12 protein-coding genes are annotated in these 12,057 nt (G+C 63.8%); 7 read left to right on the top strand and 5 right to left on the bottom strand.

The features are described from left to right. A partial coding sequence (locus NEI07_RS09905) for a hypothetical protein (protein WP_256034308.1) occupies positions 1-239 on the bottom strand: 239 nt, incomplete at its 3' end. Positions 240-306: 67 nt separating this feature from the next. Continuing rightward, on the bottom strand, positions 307-1,668 hold the full coding sequence (gene glmU, locus NEI07_RS09900; protein WP_256034307.1) for a bifunctional UDP-N-acetylglucosamine diphosphorylase/glucosamine-1-phosphate N-acetyltransferase GlmU: 1,362 nt from the start codon (positions 1,666-1,668) through the stop codon (positions 307-309). Between the two features lie 249 nt (positions 1,669-1,917). On the opposite strand from glmU, the gene NEI07_RS09895 reads away from it, so the two are divergent. The 5 genes from NEI07_RS09895 to fae all read left to right on the top strand — a co-directional run bounded on the left by NEI07_RS09895 (position 1,918) and on the right by fae (position 7,772). Next, positions 1,918-3,462 (top strand): glucan biosynthesis protein, encoded by a 1,545-nt coding sequence (locus NEI07_RS09895; RefSeq protein ID WP_256034306.1) that lies wholly within the window; start codon positions 1,918-1,920, stop codon positions 3,460-3,462. A 32-nt stretch (positions 3,463-3,494) separates the two neighbouring features. Next, on the top strand, positions 3,495-5,678 hold the full coding sequence (mdoH, locus tag NEI07_RS09890; protein WP_256034305.1) for a glucans biosynthesis glucosyltransferase MdoH: 2,184 nt from the start codon (positions 3,495-3,497) through the stop codon (positions 5,676-5,678). A gap of 31 nt (positions 5,679-5,709) precedes the next feature. Further along, the gene (locus NEI07_RS09885; protein WP_256034304.1) at positions 5,710-6,054 is read left to right on the top strand and encodes a DUF952 domain-containing protein; all 345 of its coding nucleotides are present in this window, start codon (positions 5,710-5,712) and stop codon (positions 6,052-6,054) included. After that, positions 6,051-7,115 (top strand): quinone-dependent dihydroorotate dehydrogenase, encoded by a 1,065-nt coding sequence (locus tag NEI07_RS09880; RefSeq protein ID WP_256034303.1) that lies wholly within the window; start codon positions 6,051-6,053, stop codon positions 7,113-7,115. The genes NEI07_RS09885 and NEI07_RS09880 overlap by 4 nt, the downstream gene beginning before the upstream one ends. 114 nt (positions 7,116-7,229) lie before the next feature. Then, positions 7,230-7,772, top strand: coding sequence for a formaldehyde-activating enzyme (fae, locus tag NEI07_RS09875; protein ID WP_256034310.1), 543 nt, complete (start codon positions 7,230-7,232; stop codon positions 7,770-7,772). On the opposite strand, the gene NEI07_RS09870 is transcribed toward fae, so the two are convergent. The 3 genes from NEI07_RS09870 to NEI07_RS09860 all read right to left on the bottom strand — a co-directional run bounded on the left by NEI07_RS09870 (position 7,742) and on the right by NEI07_RS09860 (position 9,744). Further along, positions 7,742-8,581, bottom strand: coding sequence for an HvfC/BufC N-terminal domain-containing protein (locus NEI07_RS09870; RefSeq protein WP_256034302.1), 840 nt, complete (start codon positions 8,579-8,581; stop codon positions 7,742-7,744). The genes fae and NEI07_RS09870 overlap by 31 nt on opposite strands. Beyond that, entirely contained in the window at positions 8,578-9,423 is an 846-nt protein-coding gene (gene bufB, locus NEI07_RS09865) for an MNIO family bufferin maturase (RefSeq protein WP_256034300.1), read from the bottom strand. The genes NEI07_RS09870 and bufB overlap by 4 nt, the downstream gene beginning before the upstream one ends. Before the next feature lie 90 nt (positions 9,424-9,513). Next, positions 9,514-9,744 carry a hypothetical protein gene (locus tag NEI07_RS09860; protein WP_014890193.1) on the bottom strand — a complete coding sequence of 77 codons (231 nt, stop codon included), beginning with the start codon at positions 9,742-9,744 and terminating at the stop codon, positions 9,514-9,516. Positions 9,745-9,855: 111 nt separating this feature from the next. On the opposite strand from NEI07_RS09860, the gene NEI07_RS09855 reads away from it, so the two are divergent. Together NEI07_RS09855 and rpsA are read left to right on the top strand one after the other, a co-directional pair. Further along, complete coding sequence (locus NEI07_RS09855) at positions 9,856-10,188, top strand: hypothetical protein (RefSeq protein WP_256034298.1); 333 nt, start codon at positions 9,856-9,858, stop codon at positions 10,186-10,188. Between the two features lie 114 nt (positions 10,189-10,302). Beyond that, complete coding sequence (gene rpsA / locus NEI07_RS09850; RefSeq protein ID WP_123175757.1) at positions 10,303-12,048, top strand: 30S ribosomal protein S1; 1,746 nt, start codon at positions 10,303-10,305, stop codon at positions 12,046-12,048. Positions 12,049-12,057 lie beyond the last annotated feature (9 nt).

Here is a 12,057-nt window from a genome sequence, read left to right as displayed (position 1 = left end):
AGCTCGTTGATGTCGTCCATGATTTCCTGCGGAGATCGGGGATCGAGGATCGGCAAGGCGGCAATTTCCGCGACGAGTTGGTCGATGCGCGCTTTTTTCGCGGCGATTTCGGCGTCGCTCAGCGCGCGCGCGGATCGCTGCGCCGGCGGCACGCCCGCCGCCCGCGCGGACGCTTCCAGCGCCTGACGGATGGCCTCATCGACCGAGACCCGCCGGGCGGCCGCGAGGCGCTCAGCCAAGGCCTCAGTCTCTCGGGAAAGCGTAATCATCGGCGCAATTTAGCATGAGCGTGAAAGAAAGTCTGGCCTATTCCACCTTCGCCTTTTTCCGCGCCTGCGCCATGCGAAACGAGACCGCCCAGCCCGCCTTTTCCATCTGCCGGCCGCGCGCCACCGCGAGCGACTCGGGCGCAACATCCTTGGTGATGACGGAGCCGGACCCGACATAGGCGCCCTGCCCGATCGTCACCGGCGCGACAAGCGACGAGTTTGAGCCGATGAAGGCGTTTTCGCCGATCGTCGTGCGATATTTGAGGAAGCCGTCGTAATTGCAGGTGATGGTTCCTGCGCCGATATTGGCGTTGGCGCCGATGTCGGCGTCGCCGATATAGGACAGGTGATTGACCTTGGCGCCTGGCGCGACATTGGCGTTCTTGATCTCGACGAAATTCCCCACCTTGGCTTTCTCGGCAAGCGCCGCGCCCGGACGCAGGCGCGCGAAGGGACCAACGCTCGCGCGTTTGCCGACGCGCGCGCCTTCAAGATGCGAGAAGGCGTGGATCACCGCGCCGTCGGCGATTTCAACGCCCGGTCCGATGACGACATGCGGCTCGATCGTCACGTCACGGCCGATCACGGTGTCGGCGGAGAGAAAAACCGTCTCCGGCGCGATCATCGTCGCGCCTCCCGCCATGGCGGCGCGGCGAAGACGCGTCTGCGCGAGGGCCTCTGCCTGCGCAAGCTGGATACGGTCGTTGACGCCGAGAACTTCGGTTTCGTCGGCGATGACGACTCTCGTTTCACGTCCGTCGGCCCGCGCGAACTCGACCACGTCGGTAAGATAGAACTCGCCCTTGGCGTTTTTGTTGTCGATCTTTTCCAAAAGGCGCAGCGCCTCTACCCCGTCGATCGCCATCAGGCCGCCGTTGCAGAGCGTGACCGCGCGTTCTTCATCGGTGGCGTCTTTTTCCTCGCGGATGGCGACGAGACGCCCCGAGTCGTCGCGCAGCAGCCGTCCGTAGCCGAAGGGGTTGGCGGCCCAAAAGCCAAGAACGGCGACGGCGGCGCCCCCGGCAAGGGCGGCGCGCAAGGCGTCGATCGTCGGCGCCGTCACCAGCGGCGTGTCGGCGAAGAGCACCAGCAGGTCGTCGCATCCTTCCGCGATGGCGGCGCGCGCGGCGAGAACGGCGTGCGCCGTGCCGAGCCTTTCGCTCTGCACGAAGATGTCTGCGTCAGCGATAGAGCGGCGCGCTTCAGCTCCGACGTCGTCGCGTCCCGGGCCGACGATCACGGCGACGCGGCCGACGCCCGCCGTCACGGCGCTCGACAGCACATTGGCGAGCATGGAGCGGCCGGCGACCTCGTGCAGCGCCTTCGGCCGGTCGGATTTCATCCGCGTGCCTTCGCCGGCGGCAAGGACGATCGCGAGCGCGCTTCTGGATTTCGGCATCTGGCGCCCAAAGGCTAGACGTTGGCGTAAGGAGCTGGCGTAGCGACGCCGCTCAGGCCGCGGTTCTGGCAGATTCGAGCGGCGGAGCGCAAGCCGCCGCGGCTTTCGCGCGCAGCCCTCAAAAACCGCCAAGAAAACCATTTTGTCTCCTTAGCTTTCTTGTATAGAGGGGCTATCGCCAGCCCAGCGCCGCAAAAAGGCTCAATCACCCGTTCATGGACCGCGCGGATCGGCCTCCTTCGGTAGCTCATGTTTGAACGTCGAGATGTTTTGAAAGCGGGCTTGGGCGCAATCGCGGCGGGATTAGTTCCGCCGCCGTCAAGCGCGGGGACCGCCAGTCAAGTCGCCCCCCCGACTGTTCAAAAGTCTGCGCCATTCTCGCGCGACATGGTGGTCGAACTTGCCCGCGCGCTGGCCGCAAAGCCGTACACGCCGCCGCGAACCGACCTGCCCGAACCTTTCGCTAATCTCTCCTACGAACAATTCGTCGGGATCAAGACGAAGCCCGACGCGGCGATTTGGCGTCACGAGAACACGGGTTTCAGCATCGAGCCGCTTCACCGCGGCCATATTTTTGCGGCTGCTGTGGATATCTACGTCGTGGAGAACGCCGCCGCCGCGCGACTGGCTTATGAGGCGAGCCGCTTCGACTATGGCGCGCTCAATGTCCCGGAGACGCTTCCCGACCTCAGCTTTTCGGGCTTTCGGGTGCTTCACGCCCAAAATGGCGGCGGCGAAGCGGAACTCGCCATCTTCCAGGGGGCGAGTTTCTATCGGGCAGTCGCGCGCGGGCAGAATCTGGGCGTCACGGCGCGCGGCCTCTCCATTCGAACAGCCGATCCGCGCGGCGAGGAATTCCCCGCTTTCCGCAGTTTCTGGATCGAGAAGCCCGCGCTCAGCGACAACGCGCTCGTTATCCATGCTCTGCTCGATTCGCCCAGCGTCGCCGGCGTCTATCGCTTCACGCTGCGGCCCGGCGAAGCGACGCTCATCGACACGGAGTTGACGCTCTATCCGCGGACGGCGGTCGATCATTTGGGAATCGCCGGCTTTGCCGGGGCTTCGCTGTTTACGCCGCTTGACCGCCCCAGGCTCGACGATTGGCGGCCGATGGTCGCCGACATCAACGGCATTCAGATGCTCAGCGGCCAGGGCGAATGGCTCTGGCGACCCGTATCGAACCGCGAGAGCCTGCAATTCTCCTCCTTTGTCGACGACAGTCCGCAGGGCTTTGGCTCACTGATCCGGCAGCGCGACATCAGCGACTATGAGGACGACCAGCAGCACTGGGAGCGCCGTCCCTCGCTATGGGTCGAACCGCTCGGCGAATGGGGCGAAGGCGCCCTGCAGCTCGTCGAAATTCCCTCCGAATCCGAAATCAACGCCAATATTGTCGCCTATTGGCGGCCCAAGACCGCTCTCGTCGCCGGCAAGGAGACGTCCTTCGCCTATCGGCAGTTCTGGTGCTGGGAGCCGCCGACGCGGCCGCCGCTGGCGATCGCCATGAGCGCGCGCTCAGGCCGTGCGCCCGGCGCCAAGCTCCGCCGTTTTATTGTCGTGTTTTCCGGCGACGTGTTGGCGGACCCTCAACGCACAACGCAGCTGAAAGCAGCATTGACGACCTCTCCGGGATTGGCGACGAATATCCGCACCTATTTAAATCCATCGGCAAAGTCCTGCCGCGTCGCCTTCGACGTAGACCCTGCCGGCGAGAACTACTGCGAGCTTCGGCTCGTTTTGCAGTCCGACGAGCGACCGATCAGCGAGACCTGGCTTTATCGATGGACGTCGTGACCCTCGCTCCTTCAGACGATCCGCCGCGGGCAATGGCATGGCGGACCGCCAGCTCCGATCCCGCCGCCGCCCCGCCGACCCCGATCGAGAACCGGCTGTCGATGCCGGCGCAAAACCTTTTCAAATTCGACAAGCGGCAGCGGCGCAAAACCGAGGCGCCCTGGCTGTGGCGCACCCCGTGGCTTGCGAGGATTATCACCTTTGGCGGCGGTCTGGCGCTGACCGCCTATGGCGCTCACGAGATGTATAAGGTCGTCGACGTCGGCGGCGTGACGACATTGAAGTGGGCGCTGCTGGGGTTGTTCGTGCTGAACTTCTCCTGGATCGCGCTGTCCTTCACGAGCTGCATCGTTGGCTTCGCCCTGCTGATGCGCCAGCGCCGGCGCCCGGCTCTGCCGTCGGCGCTCGCCGAGACCACCGCCGTCGTGATGCCGATCTACAATGAGGCGCCGAGCCGGGTGTTCGCCGCCCTGCAGACGATCTACGAAGACGTGCAAGCGACGGGCCTTGGCGCGCATTTCGATTGGTTCTTCCTCTCCGACACCACCAATCCCGACATCTGGGTCGCCGAAGAGCGCGCCTTCATCGGCATTCGCCGCCGGCTGGGCCCACAGGCGCGAATCTTCTACCGCCGGCGTGAAAAGAACACCGGACGCAAGGCAGGCAATATTGAAGATTTCGTCTCGCGCTGGGGCGGCGCCTATAAGCACATGGTGGTGCTCGACGCCGACAGCCTGATGAGCGGGCCGACCATCGTGCAGCTCGCCGCCGCCATGGAGGCGGACCCCGACAGCGGCATCATCCAGACCCTTCCGCTGATCATCAATCGGAACACGCTCTTCGCCCGCGTCCAGCAATTCGCCGCGCGCATCTATGGTCCCGTCATCGCGATGGGCCTAACGGCCTGGATGGGCCGCGACGGCAATTACTGGGGGCATAACGCGATCATCCGCACGGAGGCCTTCGCCCGATACTGCGGCCTGCCCGACCTGCGCGGCCGGCCGCCCTGGGGCGGCCATATCCTGAGCCATGACTTCGTCGAAGCCGCGCTTATCCGCCGCGCCGGATATGCGGTCTACATGACGCCGACGCTCGGCGGCTCCTATGAGGAGAGTCCGCCTTCCCTGATCGACCTGTCGATTCGCGACCGCCGCTGGTGTCAGGGCAATCTGCAGCATGCGCGCGTACTGCTCGGCGCAGGCTTCCACTGGGCGTCGCGGCAGCATTTTCTCACCGGCATCTTCGGCTATCTGACGTCGCCGCTCTGGCTGCTGCAACTTCTCATCGGCATCGTCATCGTCTTCCAGGCGAGCTATTTCCGACCCGAATATTTTACCGGCGAATTTGCGCTCTTTCCGACCTTCCCGCGGTTCGACGCTGAACGGTCGCTCGAACTCTTTGGGCTGACGATGGGCATTCTGCTCGCCCCCAAGATGTTGGGCCTGATCGTCGCCATCTTTGAGCCGGAAACGCGCAAAGGCTCCGGCGGCGTGATCATGCTGCTGATCTCGACCCTTTTCGAAGTCGTGCTGTCCGCCCTGCTGGCGCCGATTATGATGCTGATTCAGACCGGCCATGTGCTGCACATCGTTTTCGGTTTTGACACCGGCTGGGATCCGCAGCGACGCGACGACGGCTCGGTGCCGTTTGGCGATATCGTTCGCCGCCACATATGGCACGTGGCGCTGGGCCTCTTAAGCCTCATCGCAGGCTTCATGATTTCGCCCTCGCTGGTCGCCTGGATGTCGCCGACGATCGCCGGCCTCGTGCTCGCGATCCTTATTTCCTGGGCGACGAGTCAACGTTGGCTGGGCCTGATGTTCCGTCGCGCCGGCGTGCTGTCGACCCCTGAAGAAACCACGACGCCGCCGATCGCCAAGCGCGGCAAGGCGCTCTCAAAAGCGCTGGCGCGCGCCGGCGAAGATGACGTCAATGGTCTGCTGGCCATCCACGCCGATCCGGAGTTGCGCGCGCTGCACGAAAGCTGGCTGCCGACGCGACGCCCGAGGCAGCGCGGTCAGATCACCGCGGACCGCGCCTTGGCCGAAACGAAAATCGCCGACGCCGAGACGATCGAGGACGCGGTCAATTGGCTGAACCGCGGCGAGCGGCTGGTGGCGCTCTCCGACCGCGCGCTTATCGGCATGATCGCGCGTCTGCCGCGCCGGGCGGCGCTGGCGGCCGCTGCGCAGAGAACCCCGCGCGCCGCGGAGTGACTCGGCGCGTGGAGCAAAGGCTGATTGGCTCGTGACTCACGTCTACAAAATCGTTTCGCAATCCGAATGGCGCGCGGCGGAAGCGGCGGGCGTCTTTAGCGGCGCGGCGGTCGATCTCGCCGACGGCTTCATTCATTTTTCGGCCGCCGATCAGGTCGAGGAAACGGCGGCGAAATATTTCGCCGGCCAAACCGATCTGCTGCTCGTCGCGGTGAAGGCCGCCGCGCTCGGCGAGGCGCTCAGATGGGAGGTTTCGCGCGGCGGCGCGCCCTTTCCGCATCTTTACGCGCCGCTTCCTCTCGAGTCGGTTGCGCGCGTCCATCCGCTGCCCTTAGGCGCGGACGGCCGGCACGTTTTTTCGGCCGTCCTCGAATGACGGACGCCTTCGCGATCGCATCGCCGCTGTTGCGTCTGCTCGACGCTGAAACGGCGCATCACGCGACGGTTGCGGCGCTAAAACTGCTGCCTGCTCGGGCGCCGCCGGCGAATGATCCGCGTCTCGCGGTCCACGCCTTCGGTCTCGACTTTCCAAATCCGATCGGCCTTGCGGCAGGCTTCGACAAAAATGCCGAAGTCGCTGACGCCATGCTCGGTTTCGGGTTCGGCTTCGTCGAAGTCGGAACGCTCACGCCGCGCGCGCAGCCCGGCAATCCGCGTCCGCGCGCCTTTCGACTCATCGAGGATCGCGCCGTCATCAATTGCTACGGCTTCAACAATGACGGCCACGCGCCGGCGCGGGCGCGCCTCTCGAAGCGCTCGCTGCGAGGAATCGTCGGCGTCAATATCGGCGCGAACAAGGACGCGGCGGACCGCGTGGCGGACTACGTCGCTGGCGTTCACGCCTTTGCAGACGTCGCGAGCTATTTCACGATCAATGTGAGTTCGCCGAATACGCCGGGCCTTCGCGATCTTCAGGAGCCGCAAGCGCTTTCCGATCTCCTCGCGCGCGTCATCGAGGCGCGTGACGCGGCGCCGGTTCGGCGGCCCCTGCTCCTCAAAATCGCGCCGGACCTCACGCTGGCGCAGCTCGACGCCATCGTGCGCGTCGCACGCGATCGGCGCATCGACGGCATGATCGTGTCGAACACGACGATTTCGCGGCCCCTAACGCTGCGCTCGCATTTTGCGAAGCAGAGCGGCGGCCTTTCCGGCGCGCCGCTCTTCGATCTTTCGACGCGCATGCTCGCGCAAACATTTTTGCGCGTGGAAGGACAATTCCCGCTCGTCGGCGTCGGCGGCGTCGACAGCGCAGAAGCGGCGCTCGCCAAGATCGAAGCCGGCGCAACGCTGGTGCAGCTCTATTCCGCGCTTGTCTATGAGGGGCCAGCGCTGGTCGCGCGCATCAAACGCGGGTTGATCGAAATTCTCGCGCTCGACAAAGAGGCGCTGGCGGCGAGGATCGGCAAATGCGCTGCGGCCTCATGCCGCGCGGAATAGATCCTCGATAGCCGCTTGGCCATCGCCAACGCGCCGCCCAGTCTGACGATCGCCGGCTTCCATGTGACGGCGCGCGATGCTATCGAGCGCTCGATCAACGCAAGAGGAACGACGATGACCGAGCATATCTGGCTGGCGACGGGCGAAGCGACGGTTCTGGCCGCGGACGGACAATATACCGACGCCATGCCGGAAGTGATGATCGGCAACGTCAAGGGTCCGGTTGGGCACGCCTTCGCCAGCATGGCGGGTCAGGTCGCGGGCCATCCGCGCATGTTCGTCATCCGCGACCTCAACCAGCAGGTGCGGCCGGCGACGATGATGACCACGAAAATGACGGTCAAATCGGAAGATTACGTCGAGCTTCTTGGCGGCGTGGTGCAAGCGGCGACCGGCGACGCCATCGTCGACTGCGTCGCCGAAGGGATTCTCCCTAAGGATCAGCTCAACGAACTGTGCATGATCATCATGGTCTGGCTCGATCCGCGTTGCGCCACCCATGCGGAGCTCGACAAGAAGGATCTCTATCGCACCAATTACGAAGCGACGAAGCTCGCGATCTCTCGCGCCATGAAGGGCGAGCCAACGGCCGACGAACTCATCGCCAACCGCAAGAGCGTCCAGCACTACGCGCTTGAAGGCGTATTCGAAGACTGATCGTCCTCGCGGACGCGCACGCCGATAATCATGCCGTCCTCGAACCAGCTCGACAGCGATTGCGCCAGCCGCTCCGGCGCAATCTCGCCCGCCTGCTGAAAGGCGGTCATCTGACAAATGTCGCCGAAGGCGTGGCCGGCGCGGGCTTCCGAAAGCGCGACATATTCGTCGGGCTCGAGCTGGCGATAGGCGGATTCATGATCGACGCGCCATACGGCGGCATATTCGATTTGATCGCCCGCCGCGGGCTTATCGACTTTCGCCGGCGCCTCCTCGCTGATCGCCGCGCCATAGGCCTCGACCGTGCCGGCGACGAGTTCGAGCAGCGTTAGGCTCGGGTCGAATTCGAAGGCGAGCCGCGCCCAATCGTCGGGCGCAAATCCCGCCAGCGCCTGCACCGTCACCGGCGTTTCGTCAGCGGAATCGAAGGCGTCGACCATGGCGCGCTCAAACAGCGCCATGGACACCGCCGCAACATCGTCGCGCCAGCGCGCATTTTCGCGCATGAAGTCCGGCAGTCCGGTCGTAAACCAGCGGGCGTTCGGATCGCGCGACGGACATTGGTCGATATAGTCGTCGACCAGCGCGTCGAACGCCTCGTCTCCGAGAATCGCGCGCAGCCCCGGGTGATCCTGTGAGACGAAGTCCGCCAGTCGTATGCGGTAGCCCGTCTGATAGACGTCCAGCAGCGTCTCTGGCGCGGCGCCGCGCGGCGACGGCCGCAATTTTTTCAAGAGAGGCTTGTCCGCCTCTCCTGAGCCGGCCAGCACGCGCTGCTGAAACAGAGACTGAAAATCGGCGAGTTTCATGCCGCGCTGAGCGCTTGCTCTTTTAAGATGCGGGCGTCGATATCGCGCATATTCTGAAGTTCGTCCAAAAGCTCCGCGAGCGGCGGATAATTGTCGTCGCGCTCGATCATCGCGGAGACGTCGCCGCAGCGCCGACGCGCGTGCTCATAGAGCGCCCAGACTTCGTCGCAGACCGGCTGGTCGTGTGTGTCCACGCGATGAGTCTCATTATTGGTATGACCCGCCATGTGAAATTGCACGACGCGCTCGGCCGGAACGCCATCGATGAAGGCGACCGGATCGAAGCCGTGGTTGAAGCTCGAAACGAAAACATTGTTGACGTCGAGCAGCAACAGGCAGTCGGCGCGCTCGGCCATTTCACGAACGAACTCGTGTTCGCTCATCTCGGAATCGACAAAGGACACGTAGGTCGAGGCGTTTTCAACAACCAGCCGGCGCTTGAGAAAATCCTGCACCCGTTGGATGCGCTCGACGACATGCGCAAGCGACTCGCGCGTATAGGGGATCGGCAGCAGATCGTGGAGCGTCACCCCGTGAACGCCTGTCCAGGCGATGTGATCTGAAACCCATGCCGGCTGGACGCGTTCAGCGAGCGCCTTTAACTGCCGCAAATAGTCGAAGTTGAGCGGATCGGTTGACGCAAGCGACATCGAGACGCCATGCATGACGACGGGATAATCGGCGCGTATCCGCTCCAACATCGCCAGCGGCCGGCCGCCGGCCAGCATGTAATTTTCAGAAATGATTTCGAACCAGTCGATCGGCGGGCGCGACGACAGGATCTCTTCATAATAGATCGGCCGCAGGCCCAAGCCGTAGCCAAGCGGCGGGGGCTTTTCCATGACGTGTTCCCCTCTCAGGCATCGCCGCTCATGCCGGAGCCGCATCAGCGTGGCGGGGACGGTCGTAGGGGCCGCCCCCGCAAAAGGCGATTACTTGGTGTGGCAGCGGCTCTTCATGTTGCAGTGGCCCTTGTGATGGTGGCACTGCGCCTTGTGGTGGCACTTGGCCATGCCGCGGCATGTTCCCTTGGCGCCGCAATGGGTCTTCGCATGAGTCGACTTCGCGGAATGCGCGTGGGCAGGCGCCACCGACGCGCCGCTCAGCGCAAGCGCGACGGCGGCGGCAGCGAGAGCCGAACCTGAAATAATATTCGTCTTCATGTCTTTCTCCTCTTTTATATCCCTATCGCAACGACGGGAAGTCGACGCTCTCGCCGTTGGACGGCGAACGCGAAGTTCTACTGGGCTTCGGCCGAGCGTCCCGGCGCGCCAATGTTGCTCCGGGCGGCAAATGCGCCGCCGCTGACGCTTGGCGGCGCGCCAAAGCGTGGCAGTATGACCCAGACTATGCGTGCGGCTGCGATTCCGCTAGCGAGAAATTCGCCGACAAACAAGCCTTTTTGCGTTATGATTATTATATTAAAACAGTATATTGTTAACTTATTGCAGCGCAATATCATGGCTTTGCGCAGGCTGCGTCGCCTCTTTTCTTTTTCGCGCGCTTGCGACGGCGGCGCGCCGCTGGTAGATAGGCCCCGCCTCGGCAACCAAGCCGGGGCATTCGCTTTGGTTTTCGACATCGGGCCGCGCCGGCAGTTCGCTTAGCGAACTTTTCGTCCAGCCTCGCGTTTTAGCCGCGGGGGACGTCCGATCGCCGAAAGCCGATCTGCAACGCTAACCCTTGCCGGCGCCGCCCTCTCTGGGCTCTCGGGAGAACAAATGTCCGCTACGACCGATCGCGCGCCTACGCGCGAAGATTTCGCCGCTCTGCTTGATGAGAGCTATGGCCAGAACGAGGCCTTCGAAGGCTCCGTCATCAAGGGCCGCGTCGTCGCCATCGAAAAGGATGTCGCCGTCATCGACATCGGCCTCAAGACCGAGGGCCGCGTCGCCATCAAGGAATTCACCGGCTATGGCCGCGACCCCGCTCCGCAAGTGGGCGAAGAGGTCGAAGTCTACCTGGAGCGCGTCGAGAACGCGCTCGGCGAAGCCGTCATTTCGCGCGACAAAGCGCGGCGCGAAGAGAGCTGGGTGAAGCTCGAAAAAGCCTTCGAGACCAATGAAAAGGTCGAGGGCGTCATCTTCAATCAGGTCAAGGGCGGCTTCACCGTCGACCTCGACGGCGCCGTGGCCTTTCTGCCGCGCAGCCAGGTCGACATCCGACCGATTCGCGACGTCGGCCCGCTGATGAACGTGCCGCAGCCGTTCCACATCCTGAAGATGGACCGCCGGCGCGGCAATATCGTCGTCTCGCGCCGCACCGTGCTTGAAGAGAGCCGCGCCGAGCAGCGCCACGAGATCGTCGCCAACCTCGAAGAGGGTCAGGTGATCGACGGCGTCGTGAAGAATATCACCGACTACGGCGCCTTCGTGGATCTCGGCGGCATCGACGGCCTGCTGCATGTCACCGACATCGCCTGGCGGCGCGTCAATCACCCGTCCGAGGTGCTGACCATTGGTCAGACCGTCAAAGTGAAGATCATCAAGATCAATCACGAGACGCACCGCATCTCGCTCGGCATGAAGCAGCTGCTCGAGGATCCCTGGCAGGGCATCGAGGCGAAATATCCGATCAGCGCCAGATTCCACGGCCGCGTGACCAACATCACCGACTACGGCGCTTTCGTCGAACTGGAGCCTGGCATCGAAGGCCTCGTCCACGTCTCCGAAATGAGCTGGACGAAAAAGAACGTCCATCCCGGCAAGATCGTCTCGACGAGCCAGGAAGTCGACGTTCAGGTGCTCGAGGTCGATCCGGTCAAACGCCGAATCTCGCTGGGCCTCAAGCAGTGCCTGCAGAATCCGTGGGAGGCCTTCGCCGAGAAGCATCCGGTCGGCTCGACCGTCTCTGGCGAAGTGAAGAACAAGACCGAGTTCGGGCTCTTCATCGGCCTCGACGGCGACGTGGACGGCATGGTCCATCTGTCGGATCTCGACTGGAACCGTCCCGGCGAGCAGGTCATCGAGGAGTATAAGAAGGGCGACGTCATCAACGCCCAGGTTCTCGACGTCGACGTCGAGAAGGAGCGCATTTCGCTGGGCGTCAAGCAGCTTGCGGGCGATCCGTTCGCTTCTGTCAGCGCCGAAGAAGGCGGCGAGCTCAGAAAGGGCCTCGTCGTCACCTGCGAAGTGATCGAGGTGAAGGAGTCCGGCATCGACGTGAAGATCGCCGGCACCGATCTCTCCACCTTCATCAAGCGCAGCGAACTCGCTCGCGACCGCGCCGACCAGCGTCCTGAGCGGTTCGCCGTCGGCGAGAAGGTCGACGCCCGCGTGACGCTGTTCGATCGCAAGGCCCGCAAGGTCTCCGTCTCGATCAAGGCGCTCGAAGTCGCCGAAGAGAAGGAGGCCATCGCGCAATATGGCTCGGCCGACTCCGGCGCGTCGCTCGGCGACATTCTCGGCGCGGCGCTCAAGGCCCGCGAAGAGACGCCCAAGAAAGCCAAGAAGGACGAGGAAGAGTAAGCCCTCCTC

It is taken from the genome of Methylocystis suflitae (assembly GCF_024448135.1).
Taxonomy (GTDB): Bacteria; Pseudomonadota; Alphaproteobacteria; order Rhizobiales; family Beijerinckiaceae; genus Methylocystis; species Methylocystis suflitae.
The sequence above is the reverse complement of the archived record's forward strand: the minus strand, read 5'-3'. Positions and strand labels throughout refer to the sequence as shown.

Coding starts and splice junctions, on each gene's coding strand:
- NEI07_RS09860 (WP_014890193.1), bottom strand. CDS start 9,744: ATGAAGACGAATATTATTTCAGGTTCGGCTCTCGCTGCCGCCGCCGTC.
- mdoH (WP_256034305.1), top strand. CDS start 3,495: ATGGCATGGCGGACCGCCAGCTCCGATCCCGCCGCCGCCCCGCCGACC.
- NEI07_RS09880 (WP_256034303.1), top strand. CDS start 6,051: ATGACGGACGCCTTCGCGATCGCATCGCCGCTGTTGCGTCTGCTCGAC.
- NEI07_RS09855 (WP_256034298.1), top strand. CDS start 9,856: ATGTTGCTCCGGGCGGCAAATGCGCCGCCGCTGACGCTTGGCGGCGCG.
- bufB (WP_256034300.1), bottom strand. CDS start 9,423: ATGGAAAAGCCCCCGCCGCTTGGCTACGGCTTGGGCCTGCGGCCGATC.
- NEI07_RS09895 (WP_256034306.1), top strand. CDS start 1,918: ATGTTTGAACGTCGAGATGTTTTGAAAGCGGGCTTGGGCGCAATCGCG.
- fae (WP_256034310.1), top strand. CDS start 7,230: ATGACCGAGCATATCTGGCTGGCGACGGGCGAAGCGACGGTTCTGGCC.
- rpsA (WP_123175757.1), top strand. CDS start 10,303: ATGTCCGCTACGACCGATCGCGCGCCTACGCGCGAAGATTTCGCCGCT.
- NEI07_RS09870 (WP_256034302.1), bottom strand. CDS start 8,581: ATGAAACTCGCCGATTTTCAGTCTCTGTTTCAGCAGCGCGTGCTGGCC.
- glmU (WP_256034307.1), bottom strand. CDS start 1,668: ATGCCGAAATCCAGAAGCGCGCTCGCGATCGTCCTTGCCGCCGGCGAA.